Origin of the sequence: Pseudorhodoferax sp. Leaf265, from assembly GCF_001422365.1 — a bacterium.
GTDB lineage: Bacteria > Pseudomonadota > Gammaproteobacteria > Burkholderiales > Burkholderiaceae_C > Pseudorhodoferax.
In genome coordinates this window covers 385,637-409,844 of the sequence record NZ_LMMT01000036.1, presented here as the reverse complement: position 1 = coordinate 409,844, position 24,208 = coordinate 385,637, and the positions used below count along the sequence as shown (strand labels likewise).

22 protein-coding genes are annotated in these 24,208 nt (G+C 69.1%); 7 read left to right on the top strand and 15 right to left on the bottom strand.

What is annotated here, in order from left to right:
* Positions 1 to 4: 4 nt before the first annotated feature.
* Genes ASF45_RS25485 through ASF45_RS25475 form a run of 3 tightly spaced genes read right to left on the bottom strand, consistent with a single transcriptional unit; the run spans position 5 to position 2,668 of the window.
* Positions 5 to 1,198 carry a VWA domain-containing protein gene (locus ASF45_RS25485; protein WP_056669919.1) on the bottom strand — a complete coding sequence of 398 codons (1,194 nt, stop codon included), beginning with the start codon at positions 1,196 to 1,198 and terminating at the stop codon, positions 5 to 7.
* 16 nt (positions 1,199 to 1,214) lie between these two features.
* On the bottom strand, positions 1,215 to 1,808 hold the full coding sequence (locus ASF45_RS25480; RefSeq protein ID WP_056669917.1) for a GNAT family N-acetyltransferase: 594 nt from the start codon (positions 1,806 to 1,808) through the stop codon (positions 1,215 to 1,217).
* 17 nt (positions 1,809 to 1,825) lie between these two features.
* Positions 1,826 to 2,668 (bottom strand): MoxR family ATPase, encoded by an 843-nt coding sequence (locus tag ASF45_RS25475; RefSeq protein WP_056669914.1) that lies wholly within the window; start codon positions 2,666 to 2,668, stop codon positions 1,826 to 1,828.
* An 88-nt stretch (positions 2,669 to 2,756) separates the two neighbouring features.
* On the opposite strand from ASF45_RS25475, the gene ASF45_RS25470 reads away from it, so the two are divergent.
* On the top strand, positions 2,757 to 3,440 hold the full coding sequence (locus ASF45_RS25470) for a cytochrome c (protein ID WP_056669912.1): 684 nt from the start codon (positions 2,757 to 2,759) through the stop codon (positions 3,438 to 3,440).
* A gap of 133 nt (positions 3,441 to 3,573) precedes the next feature.
* On the opposite strand, the gene ASF45_RS25465 is transcribed toward ASF45_RS25470, so the two are convergent.
* Complete coding sequence (locus tag ASF45_RS25465) at positions 3,574 to 4,227, bottom strand: TetR/AcrR family transcriptional regulator (RefSeq protein WP_056669909.1); 654 nt, start codon at positions 4,225 to 4,227, stop codon at positions 3,574 to 3,576.
* A 60-nt stretch (positions 4,228 to 4,287) separates the two neighbouring features.
* On the opposite strand from ASF45_RS25465, the gene ASF45_RS25460 reads away from it, so the two are divergent.
* Positions 4,288 to 5,517, top strand: coding sequence for an arabinose transporter (locus ASF45_RS25460; RefSeq protein WP_056669906.1), 1,230 nt, complete (start codon positions 4,288 to 4,290; stop codon positions 5,515 to 5,517).
* A complete protein-coding gene (locus tag ASF45_RS25455) occupies positions 5,510 to 6,241 on the top strand; it encodes a siderophore-interacting protein (RefSeq protein WP_056669903.1) in 732 nt (243 codons plus the stop codon). Before ASF45_RS25460 ends, ASF45_RS25455 begins: the two co-directional genes overlap by 8 nt.
* A 110-nt stretch (positions 6,242 to 6,351) precedes the next feature.
* On the opposite strand, the gene ASF45_RS25450 is transcribed toward ASF45_RS25455, so the two are convergent.
* Together ASF45_RS25450 and ASF45_RS25445 are read right to left on the bottom strand one after the other, a co-directional pair.
* Positions 6,352 to 7,632, bottom strand: coding sequence for a S9 family peptidase (locus ASF45_RS25450; protein ID WP_063887779.1), 1,281 nt, complete (start codon positions 7,630 to 7,632; stop codon positions 6,352 to 6,354).
* 30 nt (positions 7,633 to 7,662) lie between these two features.
* A complete protein-coding gene (locus ASF45_RS25445; protein WP_056669898.1) occupies positions 7,663 to 8,691 on the bottom strand; it encodes an NAD-dependent epimerase/dehydratase family protein in 1,029 nt (342 codons plus the stop codon).
* Positions 8,692 to 8,873: 182 nt separating this feature from the next.
* Here ASF45_RS25445 and ASF45_RS25440 point away from each other — a divergent pair, with 182 nt between their 5' ends.
* Positions 8,874 to 9,542: a TetR/AcrR family transcriptional regulator gene (locus ASF45_RS25440; RefSeq protein ID WP_082551259.1), complete on the top strand. Its 669-nt coding sequence runs from the start codon at positions 8,874 to 8,876 to the stop codon at positions 9,540 to 9,542.
* 64 nt (positions 9,543 to 9,606) lie between these two features.
* On the opposite strand, the gene ASF45_RS25435 is transcribed toward ASF45_RS25440, so the two are convergent.
* Positions 9,607 to 10,041, bottom strand: coding sequence for a DUF1841 family protein (locus tag ASF45_RS25435; RefSeq protein WP_056669891.1), 435 nt, complete (start codon positions 10,039 to 10,041; stop codon positions 9,607 to 9,609).
* An 85-nt stretch (positions 10,042 to 10,126) separates the two neighbouring features.
* On the opposite strand from ASF45_RS25435, the gene pcaF reads away from it, so the two are divergent.
* Both pcaF and ASF45_RS25425 read left to right on the top strand, forming a co-directional pair.
* Positions 10,127 to 11,332, top strand: a complete 1,206-nt coding sequence (gene pcaF, locus ASF45_RS25430; protein ID WP_056670055.1) for a 3-oxoadipyl-CoA thiolase — start codon at positions 10,127 to 10,129, stop codon at positions 11,330 to 11,332.
* A 22-nt stretch (positions 11,333 to 11,354) separates the two neighbouring features.
* Entirely contained in the window at positions 11,355 to 12,668 is a 1,314-nt protein-coding gene (locus tag ASF45_RS25425; protein ID WP_056669888.1) for an amidohydrolase, read from the top strand.
* Between the two features lie 3 nt (positions 12,669 to 12,671).
* Here the strand turns inward: ASF45_RS25425 and ASF45_RS25420 are convergent, their stop codons facing one another.
* Both ASF45_RS25420 and ASF45_RS25415 read right to left on the bottom strand, forming a co-directional pair.
* Entirely contained in the window at positions 12,672 to 13,190 is a 519-nt protein-coding gene (locus ASF45_RS25420) for a surface-adhesin E family protein (protein ID WP_056669885.1), read from the bottom strand.
* Positions 13,191 to 13,228: 38 nt separating this feature from the next.
* Positions 13,229 to 14,518 carry a hydroxymethylglutaryl-CoA reductase, degradative gene (locus ASF45_RS25415; protein ID WP_056669882.1) on the bottom strand — a complete coding sequence of 430 codons (1,290 nt, stop codon included), beginning with the start codon at positions 14,516 to 14,518 and terminating at the stop codon, positions 13,229 to 13,231.
* A 90-nt stretch (positions 14,519 to 14,608) separates the two neighbouring features.
* On the opposite strand from ASF45_RS25415, the gene ASF45_RS25410 reads away from it, so the two are divergent.
* Complete coding sequence (locus ASF45_RS25410) at positions 14,609 to 16,027, top strand: PLP-dependent aminotransferase family protein (protein ID WP_056669879.1); 1,419 nt, start codon at positions 14,609 to 14,611, stop codon at positions 16,025 to 16,027.
* Here the strand turns inward: ASF45_RS25410 and ASF45_RS25405 are convergent.
* The 6 genes from ASF45_RS25405 to ASF45_RS25380 form a co-directional block, all read right to left on the bottom strand.
* Positions 16,011 to 17,636: an AMP-binding protein gene (locus ASF45_RS25405; RefSeq protein ID WP_056669877.1), complete on the bottom strand. Its 1,626-nt coding sequence runs from the start codon at positions 17,634 to 17,636 to the stop codon at positions 16,011 to 16,013. The two genes, ASF45_RS25410 and ASF45_RS25405, sit on opposite strands and share 17 nt — an antisense overlap.
* The gene (locus ASF45_RS25400; protein WP_200932206.1) at positions 17,633 to 19,252 is read right to left on the bottom strand and encodes a GMC family oxidoreductase; all 1,620 of its coding nucleotides are present in this window, start codon (positions 19,250 to 19,252) and stop codon (positions 17,633 to 17,635) included. Before ASF45_RS25400 ends, ASF45_RS25405 begins: the two co-directional genes overlap by 4 nt.
* A gap of 84 nt (positions 19,253 to 19,336) precedes the next feature.
* Positions 19,337 to 20,059: an ABC transporter ATP-binding protein gene (locus ASF45_RS25395; protein ID WP_056669871.1), complete on the bottom strand. Its 723-nt coding sequence runs from the start codon at positions 20,057 to 20,059 to the stop codon at positions 19,337 to 19,339.
* Complete coding sequence (locus ASF45_RS25390) at positions 20,052 to 21,866, bottom strand: ATP-binding cassette domain-containing protein (RefSeq protein WP_056669868.1); 1,815 nt, start codon at positions 21,864 to 21,866, stop codon at positions 20,052 to 20,054. The genes ASF45_RS25395 and ASF45_RS25390 overlap by 8 nt, the downstream gene beginning before the upstream one ends.
* Positions 21,866 to 22,786 (bottom strand): branched-chain amino acid ABC transporter permease, encoded by a 921-nt coding sequence (locus tag ASF45_RS25385; protein ID WP_056669865.1) that lies wholly within the window; start codon positions 22,784 to 22,786, stop codon positions 21,866 to 21,868. Before ASF45_RS25385 ends, ASF45_RS25390 begins: the two co-directional genes overlap by 1 nt.
* A gap of 72 nt (positions 22,787 to 22,858) precedes the next feature.
* A complete protein-coding gene (locus ASF45_RS25380) occupies positions 22,859 to 24,061 on the bottom strand; it encodes an ABC transporter substrate-binding protein (RefSeq protein WP_056669861.1) in 1,203 nt (400 codons plus the stop codon).
* Positions 24,062 to 24,208: the final 147 nt, after the last annotated feature.

The window sequence follows — 24,208 nt, the reverse complement described above, 5'->3', positions numbered from 1 at the left end:
CAAATCATTTTGACAGCAGGCGCATGGCTTCCTCGAGCCCTTTGAGCGTCAGGGGAAACATCCTGTTGCTCATGAGCTGCTGGATCACGCCGATGCTCTGGCGGTATTGCCAGACACCCTGGGGTTCGGGATTGATCCACGCGAACTTGGGGAAGGCGTGCGTGAGGCGCTGCAACCACTCGGCGCCGGGCTCTTCGTTGTTGTATTCCACGCTGCCGCCAGGTTGCAAGATTTCGTAAGGACTCATGGTCGCGTCGCCCACGAAGATCAGCTTGTAGTCCTTGTTGTACTTGCGCAGGATGTCCCAGGTGGCGAACTTCTCGGAGAAACGCCGCCGGTTGTTCTTCCACATGAAGTCGTAGACGCAGTTGTGGAAGTAGTAGAACTCCATGTGCTTGAACTCGGTCCGGGTGGCCGAGAACAGTTCTTCCACGCGCGCGATGTGCTCGTCCATGGTGCCGCCCACGTCCATGAGCAGCAGCACCTTCACGTTGTTGTGGCGCTCGGGCACCATCTTGATGTCCAGGTAGCCGGCGTTGGCGGCGGTGGAGCGGATGGTGTCGTCCAGGTCTAGCTCTTCCTCGTGGCCCTCGCGCGCGAACTTGCGCAGCCGGCGCAGCGCCACCTTGATGTTGCGCGTGCCCAGCTCCTGGCTGTCGTCGTAGTCCTTGTAGGCACGCTGGTCCCAGACCTTCACGGCGCTCTTGTTGCGGCCCTTCTCCTGGCCGATGCGGATGCCCTGCGGGTTGAAGCCGTTGGCACCGAAGGGCGAGGTGCCGCCGGTGCCGATCCACTTGCTGCCGCCCTCGTGGCGCTCCTTCTGCTCCTCGAAGCGCTTCTTGAGCGTCTCCATGAGCTCGTCCCAGCCCATCTTCTCGATCTTGGCCTTCTCCTCGGGCGACAGCTCCAGTTCGAGGTTCTTGCGCAACCACTCGAGCGGGATGTCCTTGGTGAAGTCGGCCAGCATCTCCACGCCCTTGAAGTAGGCGGCGAAGGCGCGGTCGAACTTGTCGTAGTGCTTCTCGTCCTTCACCAGCGCGGTGCGCGACAGGTAGTAGAAGTCGTCGATCGCGTAGGCGCCGTCGGGGCTGGCCGGGCCCACCACGCCCTGCTTGACCGCGTCGAGCAGCATCAGGTATTCCTTGACCGAGACCGGCAGCTTGGCCGAGCGCAGGGTGTAGAAGAAGTCGATCAGCATGGCGGACTCCTCGCGCTCAGGCGCGTGGCTTGTCGAGTTGGTAGCGCAGATGCGCCTGCACCGTGGGCCATTCGCTCTGGAGGATGGAGAACACCACGGTGTCGCGCAGCGTGCCGTTGGGAGCCACCATGTGGTTGCGCAGCACGCCGTCCTGCTTGGCGCCCAGGCGGGCGATGGCGGCCCGGCTTTGGAAGTTGAACCAGTGCGTGCGGAACTCCACCGCGATGCACCGCAGCCGATCGAACGCATGGCCCAGCAGCAGCAGCTTGGCCTCGGTGTTCAGGCCGGTGCGCTGTACGCTGGCGCGATACCAGGTGCTGCCGATCTCCACGCGCCGGTTGCCCGCGTCGATGTTCATGTAGGTCGTCATGCCGGCGAAGCCGCCGCGGGCGTCGCGCACGGCGAACGGCAACATGCTGCCCTTGGCCTGCAGGTCCAGCCGGCGCGCGATTTCGGCGCCGGCCTTGTCGGGCGCTGGCACGGTGGTGTACCAGTGCTTCCAGATCTCACCGTCCTGCGCGGCGGCGTGGGCTTCGGCGGCATGGGCCGGGGCGAGCGGCTCCAGCAGCACATGCTGGCCGCGCAGGGTCACGGGTTCGGCGAAGGCCATGGCCTTGCGTCCCCGGTTCAGCGGTTGTTCCGCTGCATGAACACCAGCTTCTCGAACAGGGTCACGTCCTGTTCGTTCTTGAGCAGTGCGCCGACCAGCGGCGGCACGGCCACCTTGTCGTCCTTGCTCTGCAGCGCTTCGGCGGGGATGTCCTCGGCCACCAAGAGCTTGAGCCAATCCAGCAGCTCGGAGGTGGAGGGCTTTTTCTTCAGGCCGGGCAGGTTGCGCACGTCGTAGAAGGTCTTCATCGCTGCCGTGAGCAACTCCTTCTTGAGGCCGGGGAAATGCACGTCCACGATCTGCTGCATGGTCGCCGCATCGGGAAATTTGATGTAGTGGAAAAAGCAGCGGCGCAGGAACGCGTCGGGCAATTCCTTTTCGTTGTTCGAGGTGATGAATACCAGCGGCCGGTGCTTGGCGCGGATCAGTTCGCGGGTTTCATAGCAATAGAACTCCATGCGGTCGATTTCGCGCAACAGGTCGTTCGGGAATTCGATGTCGGCCTTGTCGATTTCATCGATCAGCAATGCCACTGGCTGCTCGGACGTGAAGGCCTGCCACAGCACGCCCTTGACGATGTAGTTGTGGATGTCCTTCACGCGTTCGTCGCCGAGCTGCGAATCGCGCAGGCGGCTCACCGCGTCGTACTCGTACAGGCCTTGCTGCGCCTTGGTGGTGGACTTGATGTGCCACTGCAGCAGCGGCAGGTTCAGCGCGCTGGCGACCTCTTCGGCCAGCATGGTCTTGCCCGTGCCGGGTTCGCCCTTGACCAGCAGCGGCCGCTTGAGCGTGGCAGCCGCATTCACCGCCAGCATCAGATCTTGCGTGGCGACGTAGTTGTTCGAGCCTTGGAATTTCATGGAGTCTGGAGGAGGGAGATTGGGAGACGTGCCGGCTATACTCAAACGCTGCTTCCGGCCTGATTTCAATAGAGATTGTGCGCGCAAAATGAATAAATTGAAGACCACGGTGTTTGCATTGGCTGTCGCATCGGTGACGGCTTTGGGCCTTCCTGCGATGGCCCAGCAAATCAAAGGAGACCCCAAAGCCGGCTTGGGCAAAGCCGACATGTGCATCGGCTGCCACGGCATCGTCGGCTACCAGACCGCGTTTCCCGAGGTCTACAAGGTGCCCAAGATCTCGGGCCAGGGCGCGCCCTACATCGCGGCCGCGCTGAACGCCTACAAGACCGGCGACCGGCGCCACCCGTCCATGCGGGGTATCGCCGAGTCGCTGACGGATCAGGACATCGCCGACCTCGCGGCCTTCTACAGCACCCATGTCGAGGACGCGCCCACGCCGCCCGAGCAGGCCAAGGAGCCCAGTGCCCAGGTCGCGGCGCTGCTGCAAAAGGGGGCCTGCGTCTCCTGCCATGGCGCCAACTTCGCCAAGCCCATCGACGGCAGCTACCCCAAGATCGCGGGCCAGCATGCCGACTACCTGTTCGTCGCGCTGAAGGCTTACAAGACCGGTGCCAGCACGGGCCTGGTCGGCCGTTCCAATGGCGTGATGGCGCCGTTGGCCAAGCAGTTCTCCAATGCCGAACTCAAGGCCATCTCGAACTACCTGGCCGGTCTGGAAGGTGGCCTGCAGATCGTGCCAGAGTCGCGCTTCCGCACTTCGCAGAAGTAAGCGCGCAGGCAAGGCCGCGGCCTGCTGCAGCCAGCCCGCCGCGCGCGGGCTTTTTTGTTGGTGCGCCCGGCACGGGCGCACCCCTGGGGGTGCAAGTCCTCCTGCAAGTTGAGCGCATCCGCAAACGCCGGCACTATCCGCGGCCGGTCAGGTAGCGCATCAGAACCTGGCCGATCGCGACCTCCACCGCCTCGGGTCGGAACATCGCGGGCGGCTCGATCACCGCCGCATGGACCAGCGACTCCATGGTCTGCAGCACCATCCAGGTGGCCAGGTCCAGATCGTCCAGCGCGAGCTCGGTGCGGTGCGTTTCGAGGAGCTGGCGCACCTGCCGGAAGATGCCACCGTCTGCCGCGCTCTGCTCGCGCGGGGCGTCGAAGAACGGGAACTCCTTCTCCAGCACGCGGTGCAGCTCCGGCGCGACGCGGTGCGCTGCCAGCAGCGCGCGCACCATGGCCTGCACGTGGCCATGCAGCCCGTCCGGACGCGCGGCGGCCAGCACTGCCGCGATGGCGGCGTACATCTGCGCACCGTGGCGCTCGTGCAGCGCCGTGACCAGCGAATCCTTGTTCGGGAAGTACTGGTAGACCGACCCCACGCTCACGCCGGCGCGCTCCGCCACCACGTTGGTGTTCGTGCCGGCATATCCGCGCTCGGCCAGAACGCGAGCCGTCGCCTCCAGAATCGCTTCCACCATGGCCTGGGAGCGGGCCTGGCGCGGCACTTTGCGAGGCAAGGGCAGTGATCCTGCGCCGGCCGGCGAACGCGAGTTTTCAATGCGAGCCATGGCTCATATTCTCCTGGACATATGAATTGAGTTTTTACTCGCATTGAAAGGGAAGGTCGCATGTCTTCTTCACATTCGCCTCAACCATCCACGGCGCCATACGCCGGGGCAGCCGCACCGCCGGTGAACGTCTTTCTCCGCCTGCTGCCATTGACCGTCGCCGTGTTCATCGGCTTCCTCACCATCGGGCTGCCGTTGCCTGTGCTGCCGCTGCACTTGAGCCAGCATCTGGGGCTGGGTGCATTGGGCGTCGGCGTCGTCGTGGGCGGCCAGTTCGCGGCGGCGCTGCTGTCACGCGCCTGGGCGGGCAACCTGGCTGATGCGCGCGGTGCCAAGCGCGCGGTCGTCTCGGGGCTGCTGCTGGCGACGGCATCCGGTATCGCCTATCTGGTCTCCCTTGGGTTCGCCGATGCCCAGGCGGCGGTCTGGACGCTGCTGGCCGGCCGTCTGCTGCTCGGTTGCGCCGAAAGCCTGATCGTCACCGGCGCACTGGGCTGGGGCGTGGGCATGGCCGGCCCACAGAACGCGGGCAAGGTCATGGCCTGGGTCGGCATCGCCATGTACGGCGCCTATGCGGCGGGTGCGCCAGCCGGGGTGGCCGTCAACGCACGCTGGGGTTTCACCGGGATCTCGCTGGCAACGGCGTTGGTTCCGCTGCTGGCGCTGGCCATCGTGCTGGGCCTGCGCGGCACGGCTGCGGCGGCGCACCGGCGCACGCCGTTCTACAAGGTGCTCGGGTCGGTGTGGGTGCCGGGCTTGGGGCTGGCCCTGTCCAGCGTGGGCTTCGGCGTGATCACCACCTTTGCGGCGCTGCTGTTCGCCGACCGGGGCTGGGGCACGGCGTCGGTGGTCTTCACCGCCTTTGGCCTGGCCTTCATCGCCGCGCGCCTTGCCTTTGGCCATCTGCCCGACCAGCTGGGCGGTGCGCGGGTCGCCCTGATCTGCATCCCCATCGCGGTGTTGGGCCAGTTGCTGATCTGGGGTGCGAACGCCGTTTCCCTCGCGGCGGTGGGGGCGGCGCTGACCGGGTTCGGGTACTCACTGGCATTCCCGGCGTTTGGCGTGGAGGCGGTTCGGCGTGCGCCGCCGCAGGCGCGCGGTGTCGCCATGGGTGCCTACGTGGCCTTCCTGGACATCTCGCTGGGCATCACCGGGCCGGTGGCTGGCCTGATCGCGGGCAGCGCGGGCGTTGGCGCGGTGTATCTGGTCGGCGCGGCGGCGGTGGCGCTGTCGTTCGGCGTGGCGCTGCAGCTTCGGCTCCGGCCGGCGAGTGGGGTGCACCATGCTTGAGCGGCTGGCAGTTCAAGTGCGGCAGCGTGCGCTGGGTACGGTGCTGGACGTGCAAACCGTGACGCCGCACATGCGGCGGATCACGCTCGGTGGCGCGGAGGTCGCCGCTTTCGTCCAGGGCGAGGGCGTCGATGCACCGGGGGCCTGGGTCAAGCTTTTCGTGCCCTCCGGTGAAGGCCGGGCCTACACCTTGCGCACCGTCGACCGTGCAGCTGGGACGGTGCGCATCGATCTGGTGCTGCATGGCGAGAGCGGCGACGGCCCGGCGTCAATGTGGGCAGCGCAGGCACGGGTGGGCGATCAGGTGAGTATTGCCGGCCCGCGCAACGGAGGATTCGCGCCGCCGGCGGATACGCGCTGGTTGCTGCTGGGGGGCGACGCCACCGCCTTGCCGGCCATCCAGTCGATCGCCGCGGCGTTGGATGCTGCCATGCCGGTGGAGGCATATGTCGAAGTGGATGGCGCGGCGGAGCAACAGCCGATTTCCACCGCCGCGGATTGGCGAACGACGTGGCTCCGTGCCGACCCTGGCGAGCCTGGCCGAAGCTTGTGTCAACAGCTGTTGCACCACCCGCTGCCGCCAGGGCCGGGCTATATCTGGCTGGCCGGAGAAGCATCGGCGGTGCGCGAGCTGAAGCTGTATTTCCAGGAACATGGCATCGAGCGACATCGGCTCAGCGCCAAAGGGTACTGGCGGACCGGGAATGCCGATCACCGGGATTGAGCGGCGCATGGGGCCGGGTGGCGTGCTCTCCGAGGTGCGCTGGGGCTGCGGACCGATGCGCCCGGCGCGGGCAAGGTTCGCCCTTTGCTGCGGCCATGGCGGGCGCGGGCTCAGTCCGATGTGGGGTGATCGGGCGCACTCGCCACCCTCGACCAAAGCCAATCGGCGGCCATGCGCAGATGGTCCCGCATGTTGCCCTCCGCGGTGTGGCCGTCGTTCGCATAGCTGAGCTCCGTCACCGACAGGCCCAGTGCGCGCAGGCTCGCGGACTCGTCCGTGGCGGTCAGGTCTTCGAGCAGGCCGTTGAGCATCAGCACGGGCTTGCGCTGCGCTGCCGGCCCGATGCGCATGGCTTGCGACAGCGCGTAGCGGGCGTAGTGCGCACACATGGCGTCGCGCGGTGCCGTTGGCGCCAGGCCGGCGAACAAAGCATAGGCAGCGCCGACCGATGACGGGATGCGCAAGCAATGGCTGCTCGCGAAGCTGGACTCCACCGGGCCCGCCACGTTCACCACCGCGGCAATCCAGTCTGCCTGCAGGCCGCCGAGCGTGGCCAGATAGCCCCCCATGCTCCAGCCGTACACCCCCACGCGCGCGAGGTCGACATCGGGACGGCCTTTCAGTGCATCCCGGGCAGCATCCAGCATGCGCCAGGCTTCAGGGCGGAAGGAGAGCGTGTTCTCGCCCGTGTCCGGGTTCTCCAGCACCAGGGTGGCGAAGCCCCTGGCGCGCATGGCGGCGACGTGCCGCGCCATCTCGGTCTTGAAGTTGTCCAGTCCGCCGAACACGATGACCAACGGCGCCCGGACGCCTTGCGATGCCGCGGGCTGGAAGTAGCCGACAAAGCGCTTGCCATCGAGCGTGGCCTCGATGCGCTCGGGTGCGGTTCCGGTCAACTGCAGGGCGCGCTCCGAGGCGCGCAGGTCGTCCGTGGGCGCCTGCTGGGGCCGGCGGGTGAGCTTCCCGTAGAACGCGGCCTTGCGCCACTCGCCGGCTGCCGCAAGGGCGGCTTGCGAGCCGGGAACAAGACCGCCTGTGTCCAACCGCCGTGCCGCCTGGGCATGCGCGTCTGCATGCGCCCGAAAGCGCGACACGAGTTCCTGGTGGCTGGCCGGACGGGGCGCTGCTGCGACGACCTGGTCGAACGCCGCGGGCGCGATGCCTGCATCTTCGAGCCACCAGCACAGGTTGTATTTGAAGATCGGTGGCAGGCCCTGGATGCCGTCGGGGTACGCGGCGAAGCCGGCTTTGCAGAACGTGGCCATGGCAGGCGCGGTCTGTGCGTGCGCGGCTGGCGCAAGCAGTGCGGATGCCGTCGCCACGACACCCGCGAGTGCCGCAAGCTGTCTCGCGCAGGCGAGGAATGTTCTCAAGGGCTGAAGGCGCGTCATGGTCTGTCTCGTTGGTGGATGTTGGAATGGTCAGGATGCCGTGCGCGGGGACAGGCGGGACCGGTGCCACGCCACCGCATCCCGCAGGGTGTCTTCGAGCGGGCGGAACTGGATGCCCAGCTCCTCCCGGATCCGCTGGTCGGAGAAGCGCCTGGAGCGGTCGCGCCCGATGTTGTTCACCGTGGCCAGGCTCAACAGCACCGGCCGGCCGGTCAGGCGTGCGTAGGCCTCCTGGACCAGTGCGATGGCGGTGAGCAAGGCGCGCGGGAGGCGGCGCATCGGTGCTGGAATGCCAGTGACCTGCGCCATCGCGGCCATCAGGTTGCGCATGTGCATGGCGCGGCCGGCCGCCAGGTACCGACGCCCGGCCTGGCCCTGCAGCGCAGCGGCCAGCATCACCTGGGCGACGTCCCGCGCGTCGACCACCGAGAAGGACGCGTCGACAACACCCGGCAGCTTGCGCGACAGAAAGTCGCGGATGAACTGGCCCGCCGAGGTCGGGCCTTCATCGCCGGGACCATGCATCCAGCCCGGGATCACGGTGGCGACGCGCATGGACGGATGCTCGTGCGCGAACTGCGCGACCACCTGGTCGCAGAGGATCTTGCTGCGGTAGTAGGCATCCACCGCGTCTTCAGGGGCGGCGAGGTCGTCCTCCTGCAGCGTGACGCCGGTGGCATTGCGCAAGGTGGCGATCGAACTCGTGTGCACCACGCGCGTGACGCCGGCTGCCGCTGCGGCGAGCAGCAGTTGCCGCGTGCCATCCACGTTCACGCGCATCAATGCCTCTTCATGGGCGCCGCCCTGGTAGCTCTCGCGGAAATAGGCCGCTGCGTGGAACACGACGTCCACGCCGCGCAGGTGGCGGGAAAACGTGGCCGGGTCCAGCAGATCGCCCACGATCGGCTCGATGGCCAGCGCGGGCAGGTCGGCGAATTGCGCCTGGAACTTCGTTGCGCTGCGCGCCAGGGCCTTGACGTGCCAGCCCTTGGCAAGCAGCAGGCGTACGAGGTTGTTTCCAAGCAGACCGGTCGAGCCGGTCACGAAGGCGATGGTCATGGTGTTGATGAGCAGCGGATGCTTACCAGGGATGGTGCAAGAGAAGAATCTGATTTAAAATACTGACTGGTATCGTAATTCCAATTGGTATTTTGTCAAGCGCGCGCTTGCCGAAGTCCGCACCTGGGGCCCCTAGGGCGGTGCGGCGCGGACAATGCCCACTTGATGTCTATGAAGAAGCCATGAAGCCAGTTGCCCAATCTCGCAAGCCGCGCCTGACAAGGGCCGAGAGCCGGGTCCGCACGCGCGAAAGCCTGTTGGCGGCCGCGCGCGGCGTGATGGTCGAGGTCGGTCTGGGCGCCGCCTCGCTGGACCTCATCGCCGAGCGCGCGGGCTACACCAAGGGCGCCGTCTACTCGAACTTCTCCTCCAAGGAAGAAATCCTCATCGAGCTGATGCAGCTGCACATGCACGACGAACTCGCGGCGCTGTCGGAGATCTTCCGGCAGGCGACATCGCTGGATGACGTGATGCGGCGGCTGGATGAGCTGTATGCCGCCATGCACGAAGACCCCTCTGTCGTCGTTCTCTCTCTGGAATTCCAACTCCTCGCGACGCGGAGCCAGGCCGTGCGCGACAGCTATGCAAGCATCTGGAGTGCCCACCGCGCCACGCTGGCCGCGCTGCTCACGGATGTCGTTCGCAGGTTCCAGGTCGAACTGCTCCTGCCGGCTGCGGATCTGATCGATGCACTGGCCGCGATGACGCACGGACTCGTGCTGCAGCGCGCCGTCGGGCGGCCCGACGATGCGCAGACGGCTGCCTCCCTCATGATCGGCTTCCTGCGCAGCCAGATGGCGCCTGCCACGGCGGCGCCAGGTCGAGGGCGGCAGGCGCGCCCGGCGCGCTGACTGCGCAGTCGGTGCGGCGGGCTACCGCTGGCCGCGACGGACGCCTGGCAGCGGATGCGCCTGGTCAGTCCTGCGTGGCGCGGCGCTGCACGCAGTCGATGTAGGCCTGGCCATCGGGCGGCCGGCCGGCGCGCTGGCTCTCCCACATCATGCGGCCCAGGCATTCCATGACCTCGTGGTGGGCGTCGTGCAGCGACTGGCGTCGGCGCTCGAGCAGCTCCACGGCCTGGCGGATGCCGCGTGGCTGGTCGATCGAGCATTGCTCGCTGATCGACAGGTGCATGGAGAGGTGCAGGAACGGGTTCTGCTGCCCATCGGCGCCGTCGTAGACGCGGGCCACCGCGGCGTCGGCGTCAAGCAGGTCGGCGTGGTATTCGGGGTGCTCGGCGATCCACTGGCTGGCCAGGGTTTCGATGGCCTCCATGGGCTGGCCGGCGAGCGCCTTGGCGTGCGCGCCGCAGAAGAAGCGGCGCACGTCCGCTTGCGAGGGATTGAACATGCGGGCGAGCCTAGCATGCGGGTCTTCCCGCAGGAGGGGCGTGCCTAGAATGACCCGCAACCCCCCCTTTGCCGAGGAGACCACCGTGAGCCGCCAGGCCTTCATCTGCGATGCCATCCGCACCCCCTTCGGCCGCTACGGCGGTGCCCTGGCCGGCGTGCGCGCCGACGACCTCGGCGCGGTGCCGATCAAGGCGCTCATGGTGCGCAACCCGAAGGTCGACTGGCAGGCGCTGGCCGACGTGCTGTACGGCTGCGCCAACCAGGCTGGCGAGGACAACCGCAACGTGGCGCGCATGTCGGCACTGCTGGCGGGCCTGCCCATCGAGGTGCCTGGCGCCACCATCAACCGGCTCTGCGGCTCCGGCCTGGACGCCGTGGGCAGCGCGGCCCGCGCGATTCGTGCGGGCGAGGCCGGCCTGATGCTGGCCGGTGGTGTGGAAAGCATGAGCCGCGCGCCCTTCGTGATGCCGAAGGCCGAGAGCGCGTTCAGCCGCGCCAATGCGGTCCACGACACCACCATCGGCTGGCGCTTCGTCAACCAGCGCATGAAGGAACTCTACGGCGTGGACTCCATGCCCGAGACCGCCGAGAACGTGGCCGTGGAGCACAAGATCGGCCGCGAGGCGCAGGACCGCATGGCGCTGGCCAGCCAGCAGAAGGCCGTGGCGGCGCAGAAGTCCGGCTTCTTCGATGCCGAACTCACGCCCGTGCTGATCCCGCAGAGGAAGGGCGATGCCATCGCCGTGACCAAAGACGAGCACCCGCGCGAGACCAGCCTGGAGGCGCTGGCCAAGCTCAAGGGCGTGGTGCGGCCGGATGGCAGCGTGACGGCCGGCAACGCCAGTGGCGTCAACGATGGCGCCTGCGCACTGCTGCTGGCCGACGAGAAGAGCGCGGCCGTCCATGGCCTCACGCCCAGGGCCCGCGTGGTCGGCATGGCCACGGCCGGTGTGGCGCCGCGCGTGATGGGCATCGGCCCGGCACCGGCCACGCAGAAGGTGCTGGCACTGACTGGCATCACCCTCGCGCAGCTGGACGTGATCGAACTCAACGAGGCCTTTGCGGCCCAGGGCCTGGCGGTGCTGCGTGCACTCGGCATCGCCGACGACGACCCGCGCGTGAACCCCAACGGCGGGGCCATCGCGCTGGGCCATCCGCTGGGCGCCAGCGGCGCGCGCCTGGCCACCACGGCCGTGAACCAGCTGCACAGGAGCGGTGGCCGCTACGCGCTGTGCACCATGTGCATCGGCGTGGGCCAGGGCATCGCCGTCGTGCTCGAACGTGTTTGACAACCGAAGAAGGAACAACAAGATGTCCCGACCCTCCCTCCGCCTGACCGTGCTGGCCGGCCTGCTGGGCCTGGCCGCCACCTGCGCCACGGCGCAGACGCAGCAGCAGGTCGCGCCGCTCGTCAACGGCATGTACGGCGCGCTCGAAGCGCTCTACAAGGACCTGCACGCCAACCCCGAACTGGCCTTCCTGGAGGTGCGCACGGCCGCGAAGATGGCCGAGGAGATGCGCAAGCTGGGCTTCGAGGTGTCCGAGAAGATCGGCGGCACCGGCGTGGTGGCGCTGCTGCGCAACGGTGCCGGCCCCACGGTGCTGGTGCGCACCGAACTCGACGCGCTGCCCATGGAGGAGAAGACCGGCCTGCCCTACGCGAGCAAGGTGAAGGCCCAGTACGCGGGCCGCGAGACCTTCGTCGCGCACAGCTGCGCGCACGACCTGCACATGGCCAGCTGGGTCGGCGCGGCGCGCACGCTGGTGGCGCTCAAGAGCCAGTGGAAGGGCACGCTGATGTTCGTCGCCCAGCCGGCCGAGGAGACTGTCTCGGGCGCCAAGGCCATGCTGGCCGACGGCCTGTTCACGCGCTTTCCCAAGCCCGATTTCGCGTTCGCGCTGCACAGCTCGCCCTCGCCCTACGGCTTCGTCGGCTACCGCGCCGGGCCGACCAGTTCCAATTCCGACGCGCTGGAGATCACCTTCAAGGGCCGCGGCGGCCACGGTTCAGCGCCCGACAAGACCATCGACCCGATCACCATCGCGGCGCGCTTCATCACCGACGTGCAGACCGTGGTCAGCCGCGAGAAGGACCCGGCCGAGTTCGGCGTGGTGACCATCGGCGCCATCCAGGGCGGCACGGTGGGCAACATCATTCCCGACACCGTGGTGCTGCGCGGCACCATCCGCTCCTACCAGCCGCAGGTGCGCGAGAAGCTGCTGGCCGGCATCCGCCGCACGGCGCTGGCGGCCGCGGCCATGGGCGGCGCGCCCGAGCCGCAGGTGGAGCTGGTGCCCGGCGGTGCGGCCATCGTCAACGACGCCAAGGTGGTCGAGCGCACCACGGCCGCGCTCAAGGCCGCGCTGCCCGGCGCGCAGATCGCGCAGGTGCCGCCGATCACGGCCAGCGAGGACTTCTCGGAGTTCCTGAACGCAGGCGTGCCCGGCATGATGTTCTTCGTCGGCGTGTCGGCGCCCGAGGACGTGGCGGCCGCCATGAAGCCGGGTGGCAAGCCGCTGCCGTTCAACCACTCGCCGTTCTTCGCGCCCGTGCCCGAGCCTTCCATCAAGACTGGCGTGCAGGCCATGAGCGTGGCCGTGTTGACGGCCCTGGGCGCGCCCTGAGCTTCAGCGCGCGGGCTCCAGCGGCGTGTGGACGGGCTGGGGCTGTGCCGGCGGCGGCGTGACCGCCGGCTCGGCCGGCACCGCCGCCACCTGCTGGTCCTTCTTGAGGTAGGCGCAGGCCGCGTGGTGCATGGCCTCTTCGGGATCGCCGGGCACGATGGACACGAAGTTCGGCGATGCGCGCTCGCTGACGAGCACCCGCCCTTGGCCCATGGGGCCTTCGTAGTAGAGCCGGGCCATCACGCGCACGCGAAAGTCCTGGCAGTCGAACTCCAGCCACTGCTTGAACGAGCGCACCGTGTGGACCCCCCAGCGGTGCGGCACGGCGTAGTCGACCAGGAACCAGGACTGGCGCGGATTGGCCAGGAAGCTGCCGACGAACTGGTTGTGGCGCGAGCGCTCGGTGCCGGGCTCCTGGTAGACCGACATGCCGCTGCTGGCGGGCAGCGGCAGTTCGGTCCATTCGGCCGCCGCGGCGCAGCTGCAGGCCAGGAGCAGGGGGATCGACGACAGAAAGCGCATGGTCCCCGGCTTATCGGCGCGCGCGGCGCAGTCTTGAGTCAGGCGTCGCCGCCCAGCTCCTGGAGCAGCGCCGCGGCGCGGTCCACGCGCACGTCGCCCTCGGCCACCATGCGCGCGGCAATGGTGTCGACCTGCGCGCGCGTCGCGCCGGCCACCAGCGCGATGTTGCGCGCATGCAGCGCCATGTGGCCGCGCTGGATGCCTTCGGTGGCCAGTGCGCGCAGCGCGCCCAGGTTTTGCGCCAGGCCCACGGCCACGGTGATCTCGGCCAGCTCCTGGGCCGATTGCACGCCCATGATCTTGAGCGCGAGCCGCGCCAGCGGGTGCGTCTTGGTGGCGCCGCCGACCAGGCCCAGCGGCATCGGCATCTCGATGCTGCCGACCAGGCGGCCGGCCGCATCCTTCTCCCAGCAGGTCAGCGAGGTGTAGCGGCCGCCGCGGGCCGCGTAGGCATGGGCGCCGGCCTCCACCGCGCGCCAGTCGTTGCCGGTGACCACCACCACGGGGTCGATGCCGTTCATGATGCCCTTGTTGTGCGTGGCCGCACGGTAGGGGTCGAAGGCGGCGAACACGTAGGCGTCCAGGATACCTTCGATGATGTCCTCGCCGCGGCGCTCGGGTGTGGTCAGCGTCGCGGGCGTCAGCACCACGCGCGCGCGCGCCAGCCGCAGGTCCGCCAGGTTGGACAGGATGCGCAGCCGCACGCGCCCGCCCGTGATCTGCTCGACCTGCGGCGCCACCGCCTCGGCCATGGTGTTGACGGTGTTGGCGCCCATGGCATCGCGCACGTCCACGATCAGGTGCAGCACCAGCATGGGGCCGCGCGGCGTGTCGGGGAAGACCTGGATCTCGATGTCGCGGCAACCGCCGCCCAGCTTGACCAGCACGGCGTCGCGCGCATTGGCCGTGGCCAGGATCTCGTCGCGGCGGCGCAGCAGGGCCTGGCGCGCGCCCTGCGGGTCGCTGATGCCCAGCACCTGCACCTGCGCACGCATCAGCGGCAGGCTGCTCGAGGTCTCGAAGCCGCCGCCCTCGCGCGCCAGCTTGGCCATGAACGAGGCCGCGGCGACCACCGAGGGCTCCTCCACCACCATGGGCACCAGCACGTCGCGGCCGTTGACCTGGAAGTTGCCGGCCACGGCCAGCGGCAGCTCGAAGCGGCCGATCACGTTCTCGATCATGCCGTCGGCCAGCTCCAGCCGCAGCGCGCCGGGCTGCTCCAGCAGCGCACGCTCCTCTGCACCGAGGCCCGCGGCCTGGGCGATGTGGTCCAGCCGCTGCGCCGGGCTCAGCGCGCGGAAGTTCGGAAGGCGCGAATCGCTGCCCATGGTGTCGTCTCCGGTGGTGTTGGTGTCGCGGCATTCTGGGTCGGCTGTACCCGCACGCACAGGTACAGTTCGGCGGAACAGCTGAGCCCCATGCCACCCACCGAATCCATCTTCGTCCAGCTGGCCGACGCGCTGGAGCGCCAGATCCTGGAAGGCGCCTTCCGTGCCGGCGACAAGCTGCCCTCGCTGCGCGCATTGGCCGGCCAGCGCGGGCTGGGCAAGAACACCGTGGTGGCCGCCTTCGAGCTGCTGGTCGCGCGCGGCCTGGTCGAGCCGCGCCGCGGCGCGGGCTTCTTCGTCAAGGTGCCGACGCGCGCCTCGGCCGCGGCGGCCGAGGACGACGCAGGCTCGCTGGGGCGGGCCATGGGCATCGTCTGGCTCATGCGCAACCAGCTGCGCGAGGAACCTGGCCAGCTCAACGTGGGCGATGGCTTCCCGCCCATCGAATGGCTGGCCGGCGCGCGGCTGGACCGGCACCACCACAAGGTGGCGCGCGGCGGCCTGGGCACCTTGTTCCGTTACGGCAACCGCTTCGGCTACGAGCCGCTGCGCCAGCGCCTGGTGCGCCGGCTGGCGGACTTCGGCATCGCCGCCGGCACGCGGCAGACCGTGCTCACGCACGGCGCCAACGAGGCCATGGACATCATCGTGCGCTACTTCGTGCCGCCCGGTGCCGTGGTGCTGGCGGACGATCCGGGCTACTACCCGCTGTTCGGCAAGCTGCACCTGGCCGGTGCGCGCACGGTGGGCGTGCCGCGCACGCCCGATGGTCCCGATCCGCAGGCGCTGGAGCAACTGCTGCTGCGCCACCGGCCGCGCGTGTTCTTCACGCAATCGCTGGCGCACAACCCCACGGGCTCGGACCTGGCGCCCGCGGTCGCGCAGCGCGTGCTCGCGCTGGCGCGCCAGCACAACCTGCTCATCGTGGAGAACGACCCGCTGGCCGATTTCAAGCCACCGCAGTCCACGCGGCTCGCGGCGCTGGATGGGCTGGAACGCACGCTCTATGTGGGCAGCTTCTCCAAGTCGCTGTCGGCCGCGCTGCGCGTGGGCTTCATCGCCTGCAGCGCCGACCTGGCCAGCGACCTGGCGGACCTCAAGGCGCTGGTGCACGTGAGCAGCTCGGAGTACTGCGAGCGCACGGTGGAGACGCTGCTGGGCGAACGCCAGTACCAGGCCCATCTGGCCCACCTGCGCCGGCGTGTCACCGAGGCCACGCTGCGCGCGCAGGAACTGCTGCAGGGCTTGGGCGCCGAGCTGTTCGCGCAGACGCCGGCCTCGCTGTTCCTGTGGGCGCGGCTGCCCGGCGCGCCCGATGCGTTGGCGCTGGCGCAGGCGATGCTCGAACGCCAGGTGATGATGGCCCCGGGCCGCATCTTCAGCGTCGACCCCGAGGCCGTGTCGCCCTGGTCGCGCTTCAATGTGGGGGCAGTGCTCGATCCGCGCTTCGCGCCCGCCTTGCGGGCGGTCCTGCGCCGGGGCGCGCGCCCGCTCAGCGCCGCTTCTTGAGCGCCCGCAGGTCCAGCATGCCCGGCAGCGTGCGCGGGTCGGTGCCGGGCGCGAACAGGCTGTGCTTCTGGATCTTCTGCGTGGCCGTGGTCGGGATCGCGTCGGCGAACCAGACCCAGCCCGGCGCCTTGTAGTAGGCCAGATGGGTGTGGCAGTGCTCGAACAGCGCGCGTGCCGTGGCTTCGCTGCGCTCTTCGCCGGGCTTGAGCACCACGCAGGCCATCACCTCTTCCTCTCGCACTTCGTCGGGCAGGGCCATCACGGCCACCTGCGCGACAGCGGGGTGGGTCAGCAGCATGGCCTCGACCTCGGCCGCGGCGATGTTCTCGCCCGAACGGCGCACGATGTTCTTGCGCCGGTCCACGAAGTGCAGCATGCCGGTGGCGTCGCGCCACACGATGTCGCCGGTGTGGAACCAGCCGCCGCGCCAGGCGGCTTCGGTGGCCTGCGGATCGTCCAGGTAGCCGGAGAAGAAGTCCTGCCGCGGCGTCGCTGCGCTGTGGCGGATCACCATCTCGCCGGGCGTCTCGCCGGCCACGTCGCGGTCGGCGTCGTCGACCACGCGCACCTCGATGTCGTGCTGCGCACGGCCGAAGGCGCGCGTGCCGACCTGGCGCGGCGCATGGTTGTCGGTCAGGATGCGCACCATCTCGGTCATGCCCCAGAGCTCGATCAGCGGGAAACCGAAGCGCTCTTCGAAGGCGGCGTGCAGCTGAGGTTCGACACCCGCGCCGTAGCCGAAGCGGACGGCATGGTCGCGGTCCTGGGGGCCGGGCGGCTGGGCCCAGAGCATCTGCACGACGACGCCCAGGTAGTGCACGACGGTGGCGCGGCTCTCGCGCACCTCGGTCCACCAGCGCGTGGGCTGGAAACGGTCGGTCTGCACCTGGCAGTTGCCCGTGAGCAGCGCACCCGGGAACGAGACCACCGAGGCGTTGACGTGGAACAGCGGCAGCGGGTTGTAGATGCGGTCCGTGCCTTCGCCGAAGGTCGCGAGGCCGCCGCGCGTGGCGTAGGCATGGCCGGACGCCAGCTCGTAGCGGTGCGACAGGATGCAGCCCTTGGGCCGCCCCGTCGTGCCCGAGGTGTAGAGGATGCTGGCCGGCGTGTCTCCGTGCACGCTGCCGGGCAGCGGGTTGCGCTGGGCCGGCGGCAGGGTGCTGGCGAAGCCGGTCAGCGTGGCGAAGGCCGGGCGGTGCGCGGACTCGGCCAGCGCCGCGCGCAGTGCGTCCACGCGGCTGTCCAGCAGCACCACGAGGTCCACGCGCGCATGGTCGACGAGGTAGGCCAGCTCGCGCGGACGGTAGTCGGGGTTCACGGGCACGCAGCAGGTCCCGAGGCTGTTCAGCGCCAGCTTGTGCAGCAGGTGCTCGGGCCGGTTTTCCAGGAACAGCGCGACGCGGTGGCCATGGCCGTAGCCGGCCGCTGCATAGCGCGCGGCCAGCGCGACCACTTCGGCGTGCATCTGCGCGAAGCTCAGCTCCAGACCTTCGGGCAGGTAGCCGCGTTGCGGGTTCGCGGGAATGGCGAGCAGGCTGGTGGCGCCATAGGCCTGTGCTGCGGCGGCCAGGGCCTGGTGCAGCGTGGGGTGCTGGACGATGTCGATCATGGTTGCAGGGGGTGGGCGCGCACGAGGTCGGCCGCCTTCTCGCCGATCATCATGGCGGCAGCGCAGGTGTTGGCCGAGGGGATCCCGGGCATGACGGAGGCGTCGGCCACGCGCAGGCCCTGCAGGCCGTGCACGCGCAGCTGGGCATCGACCACGGCCATGGCGTCGCTGGCCGGGCCCATGCGCGCCGTGCCGTTGAGGTGGTAGGACGAGACACCGTAGCGCCGCACGTAGTCCAGCAGTTCGTCCTCGGCCTGCACGTCTGGCCCGGGCAGGGTCTCGGCCGCCACGTACGGTGCGAGCGCGCGCGTCTGCAAGAGCTTGCGCGCCAGCCGCACGCCGTCCAGCAGCACGCGGCGGTCTTCGGCGTGGGCCAGGTAGTTGGGCTGCACCACGGGGGCGGCGAAGGGGTCGGCGCTGGCCAGCCGCACCCAGCCGCTGCTCTGCGGCCGGTGCTGCCAGACGCCGCAGGTCATGCCGGGGTAGTCGTCCAGCATGCCCACGTAGCCCGCGCGGTAGCTGGCCGGCGCGAACACGCCTTGCAGATCGGGCCGCGCCAGGCCGGGCCGCGACTGCCAGAAGAAATGCGCCAGCGAGGGGCTCAGCGCGAGGATGCTGGGCTGGCCGGCCAGCCAGCGCGCCACCTGGTGCCACAGCCTGGGGGCCCGCGCGAGTTCGTTGATGGTCACGGCGTTCTTCGCGCGTGCGACCAGGCGCACCGAGAAGTGGTCCTTGAGGTGCTGGCCCACGCCCGGCAGCGCATGGCGCACCGGGATGCCCGCGCGTTGCAGCCACTCGGCCGGGCCGATGCCCGACAGCTGCAGCAGCTTGGGCGTGTTGACGGCGCCGGCGCAGACGATGACCTCGCGCCGTGCGCGCACGACCTCGGTGCGGCCGTTGGCGCCGCCACGCCGGTACCGCACGCCCGTGGCGCGCAGGCCGTCGAACACGATGCCGGTGGCCTGTGCCTGGCTGCGCAGCGTGACGTTGCCGCGCTTCAAGGCGGGCGTCAGGAAGGTCGGCGCCGTGCCCTGGCGCAGCCCGTGGTGGATGGTGCGCTGGAAGTAGCCCACGCCGGCCTGCGTGGCGCCGTTGTAGTCGGGGTTGCGCGGCAGGCCGAGTTCGCCGGCGCCTTCGAGGAAGGCTTCGCAGACCGGGTGCTGCCAGTCTATGTCGGTCACGGCCACGGGGCCGCGGCGGCCACGCAGCACATCGTCGCCGGGGCCGATGCGACGCTCCGTGCGCTGGAAGTAGGGCAGCAGCTCGGTGTGGCTCCAGCCCGGGTTGCCCTGGGCGGCCCAGCCGTCGTAGTCCTCCGGCTGGCCGCGGTTGTAGACCAGCCCGTTGATGGCGGTGGAGCCGCCCGCCGTGCGGCCCTGCGGCAGCGGGATGCGGCGCCCGCCCGTCCAGTCCGTGGGCTCGGAGCTGAACTGCCAGGTGAAGTCGGGGTTGAACAGCACCTTGATGAAGCCGGCCGGCACATGCAGCCAGGGATGCCAGTCGCGCGGGCCGGCCTCCAGCACGCAGATGGACAGCAGCGGGTCTTCGCCCAGCCTCGCGGCGAGGATGGCCCCGGCCGCGCCGCTGCCGACGATGACGTAGTCGAAGGTGTCCATCAGTGCCGCCCGGCCGCCCGAAGGCGCTGGTGCGCCCCCCCGGGGGGCAGCGATACGCGAAGCGATGAGCGTGGGGGTTTCATGTCAATGCTTGCCCAGGTAGGCCGCCCGCACCTGCGGGTCGCGCCGCAGCGCCCGGCCTTCGCCTTGCAGCGTGATGCGGCCGGTCTCCAGCACGTAGCCGCGCTCGGCCACGGCCAGGGCCTGGTTGGCCATCTGCTCCACGAGCAGGATGGTCACGCCCTGGGTCTTGAGGCCGCGGATGATGCCGAAGATCTCCTTGACGATCAGCGGCGCCAGGCCCAGCGAAGGCTCGTCGAGCAGCAGCAGCTTGGGGCGGGCCATCAGCGCGCGCGCGATGGCCAGCATTTGCTGCTCGCCGCCCGACATGGTGCCCGCCATCTGGTCCTGGCGTTCGCGCAGCCGCGGGAAGGCCGCGAACTGTGCCTCGATGTCGGCCTCGATCTCGGCCCTGGATGCCGTGCGGTGGTAGGCACCCAGCATGAGGTTGTCGCGCACGCTCTGGTCGGAGAACACCTGCCGGCCCTCGGGCGACTGCGCGATGCCCAGCGCCACGCGGCGGTGGCCCGGCACACGCGTGATGTCCTGGCCGGCGAAGCGGATGCAGCCCGCGAAGGCCGGCTCCAGGCCGGAGACCGCCTTCATGAGCGTGCTCTTGCCGGCGCCGTTGCCGCCGATGATGGTCACGACCTCGCCGGCGTGCACCTGCAGCGAAATGCCTTTCAGGGCCTCGATGGCGCCGTAGCGCACCTGCAGCGCGTCGATCTGCAGCAGCGGCTCAGACATGGCCGGCCTCCAGTTCCAGGTCGTCCTCGTCGGGCTCGTCGGTGCCCAGGTAGGCCGCGATCACGCGCGGGTTGTTCTGCACGTCGGCAGGCTTGCCCTCGGCGATCTTCTCGCCGTAGTCCAGCACGATCACGTGGTCCGAGATGGCCATGACCAGGTCCATGTGGTGTTCGATCAGCAGCACGGTGATGCCCAGGTCGCGGATCTTGGCGATCACGCCGACCAGGTCCTGCGTCTCCTGCGGGTTCAGGCCGGCGGCCGGCTCGTCCAGCAGCAGCAGGTGCGGGTGCGTTGCGAGGGCACGGGCCAGCTCCAGCCGGCGCTGCAGGCCGTAGGGCAGGCTGCCGGCCACCTCGTCGGCCTTGTCCAGGAGGCCCAGGAAGTCGAGGATCTGCAGCGCCTCGTCGCGCGCGGCCCGTTCTTCGCGCTGTGCGGCGGGCAGGCCCAGCAGGCAGGACCAGAAGCCGGCGTGGATGTGACGGTGCAGGCCCACCTTCACGTTGTCCAGCACCGACATGTCGCTGAACAGCTTGAGGTTCTGGAAGGTGCGGCCCAGGCCGATCGCACAGATGCGGTTGGGCACCATGTCCACGATGCTCCGGCCCGCGAAGTCGATGCTGCCGCGGTCGGGCGGAACGATGCCCGAGAGGATGTTGAGCAGCGTGGTCTTGCCCGCGCCGTTCGGCCCGATCAGCGAATGGATGTGGCCGGTGCGGATCTCCATGTCGATGTTGTTCGTGGGCACGACACCGCCGTAGGCCTTGTAGACGGCACGCGTCTGCAGCAGGGGCTTGTCTGCGCCGAGCCGTTCGGTGGCGCGCAGCTTCCAGCCGGTGGTGGGCGCGGGCAGCACCGGCTTGCGGGCCAGGGCCGGCACCAGCTTCTTGGCCAGCCGGCCGAGCGCGCCCGACAGCCCGTCGGGCATGGCGTACAGCGCGAACAGCAGCAGCGCGCCGTAGGTGAAGTGCTGGGCCGTGGGCCAGCGCGCGAGGAAGGCGTCCAGCAGCGTGAGCACCACGGCGCCCACCAGCGGGCCGTAGACCGAGCTGCCACCGAACAGCACGATCAAGAGGAAGAAGATCGACAGGCTGAAGTTGATGAAGTCCGAATTGATGTACTGGTTCTGCTGCGCGATCAGCGCGCCGGCCAGCCCGCAGGTGACGGCACTGATCACGAAGGCCAGCACCTTGAACTTGTAGACCGACACACCCACGCTCTCGGCCGCCACCTCGGCCGTGTTGACGGCCATGAAGGCGCGGCCGTACTTGCCCTTGAGCAGTGCGCGGATGCTCAGGTGCGCCACGATGCCCAGCGCACCGACGAACCAGACCCATTGGCTGTCGTTGAGAGCGCTCCCGGCGATGGAGGGCGGCACCACGCCGTAGATGCCGGCCTGGCCGCCGAACACGTCCTGCCATTCCGAGACCACCTTTTCGACCACGATGCCGAAGCCGATGGTGACCATGGCCAGCGCCGGGCCGCGCACGCGCAGCGCCGGCAGCGCGATCAGCACGCCGAACAGGGCGGCCATGGCGCCGGCCGCGACGAAGGCCAGCCAGGGGTTCCAGCCCAGGCGAGCGGTCAGCAGCGCGGCGGTGTAGGCGCCCACCGCGAACAGCCCCGCATGGCCCAGCGATTTCTGGCCGGTGTGGCCCACCAGCACGTTGAGCCCGGCGGCGGCCAGGTAGTTCACGCCGATCAGGAACAGCACCTTGAGGTAGAAGCCGTTGGTGACCAGCACCGGCGCCAGCGCCACGGCGGCGACGGCGATTGCCACGCCGATGGCATGTCCTTTGCCTTGCGCCATCAGACCTTCTCCACCACACGGCGGCCGAGCAGGCCTTCCGGTTTGAGCACCAGAACCAGTATGATCAGCATGAAGATGCTGATCTCGCGCAGCTCGGCCTGCCACAGACCGACCAGGGCCTCGATCAGCCCCAGCAAAAAGCCGCCCAGCATGCAGCCGCGCGCGTTGCTGAGCCCGCCCACGATGGCGGCCGAGAAGGCCTTGAGCGCCAGCGTGAGCCCCATGAAGACGGAGGCCGTGGTGATCGGCGCGATCAGCAGCCCCGCCAGGCCGGCCAGCGCCGAGCTGATCACGAAGGCCAGCACCACGATGGCCGAGACGTTGATGCCCATCAGCGTGGCGGCCGGGCCGCTGTGTGCCACGGCGCGCACGGCCTTGCCGATCTTGGTCTTGCGCATCACGAAGTCCAGGCAGACCATGACCAGGATGCTGGCTACCAGCACCAGGATCTCCTGCGGCAGCACGCCGGCGCCGCCGATGCGGATCACCGCGTTGCCCAGCGGCGAGGGCATGACCAGCGGCGCCGGGCCCCAGATCGCGAGGGCCGTGTTCTGGATGATGATGCCGAAGCCGATGGTGCTCATGACCCAGGCCATTCCGCCGCGGCCCACGAAGGGCTTGACGGCCGCGTGGTACAGCAGCACGCCCAGGGCGCCGAGCACGACGATGGAGACGATGAGCGCCGCGAAGTAGCGGCCCGGCGTGACCTCGATCTCCGACAGCGCGCCCGTGATCGGCTTGCCGGCCAGCAGCAGCACGGCCGATACGGCCACGTAGGCGCCCGCCACCAGGAACTCGCCCTGGCCGAAGTTGAAGGTCTTGGTCGTGTTGTGGGTGATGTTGAAACCCAGCGCGACCAGCGCATAGATGCTGCCCAGCGCCAGGCCGCTGAAGACGGCCTGCAAAAGTGACGCGCTCATGTCCGCCTTTCGAGAACCACGCGAGAGAGAAAGCCCACGCCGCGTGGCGTGGGCGGTGCCGGCCGGGAGGGCTTACTTCTTCAGGTCGGCCGGCGTCAGTGCCTTGGTGAACTGGTCTTCATAGCGCACCGGGGCGCCGTTCTTCCAGCGGGCCAGGTAGAAGTCGGCCACCGACAGGCCTTCGTGCGCGGTCTTGGTGAAAGGCTTGTTGTAGGTCTTGATCACGCCTTCCACGCCGGTCACGTTTTCCAGCGCGGCGGCGACCTTCTCGCCGTCGGTGCTGTTCGCCAGCTTCATCGCGGCGGCGATCAACATCACCGAGTCATAGGCCTGCGCCGAGCAGGGGAAGGTGGTCAGCGTCGGGAAGTTCTTGCGCACACGCTCGCCCAGCGCCTTGGTCTTGGCGTTGGTGTCTTCGGTGGTGGACGCGGCCAGGATCAGGTGCTCCGAGAGCTTCTCGCCGGCCATCTTGGGCAGCAGCGAAGACAGGTTGCCCCAGGTGCCCAGGGTGACCGGCATGTAGTTGATCTTCTCCATGCTGCGCAGCACCTGGGCCGTGCCGTCGGCGATGCCGTAGATGATCACCGTGTCGGCGCCGGCGGCCTTGATCTTGGACAGCTGCGAGGTGATGTCGGTGTCCTTGGGGCCGTACTTCTCGGTCGCCACGGGCGTCACGCCGTGCAGCGCCAGGATGTCGGTGGCGTCCTTGATGCCGCCCTGGCCGTAGCCGGTGGAGTCGGCCAGGATGGCGATCTTCTTGTCCTTGGAGGCCTTGACGGCGTAGGCGCCCAGCAGCGCCACCTGCTCGCGGTCGACCATGGACACGCGGAACAAATAGTTCTGCGGCTCCTTGGCGTAGCGCGTCGTGATCTCGGTGGCGGTGCCGATGGGCACGACGACCGGGATCTTCTTTTGCTGCGGCAGGTGCAGCCAGGCCAGCGCATTGCCCGAGTTGGCCGGGCCGACGACGGCGTGCACCTTCTCGGCGTCGATCAGCTCGGTCATGTTCTGGATGGCCTTGGGCGGCGTGCCCTGGTCGTCGCGGACCACGCCCACCACCTTGCGGCCCATGATGCCGCCAGCCTTGTTGATGTCCTCGATGGCCGCTTCGAAGCCCCAGCGGCCCGCGATGCCCAGTTCGGCCACGCCGCTGGCGGATTGGTCGGCCGTGTAGCCGATCTTGATGTCCTGGGCGTAGGCGGCGGCACCGGCCCACAGGGACCCGGCGATGGCGCCGGCGACGGCGAGCTTGGCGAAACGGTGGACCGATGGCATGGGTTTGTCTCCTTGGGAATGGACGTTGGGACGGGCGGCCCGGCTCTTGTCGTTGGCCCGGTGCTGCAGCCCCACTGTAGGGGAACTGTATCCGTGGAAGTAGGTACAGTTTGCCGGGACAGCGGCGACGGGCGGCGGGGGTGAACC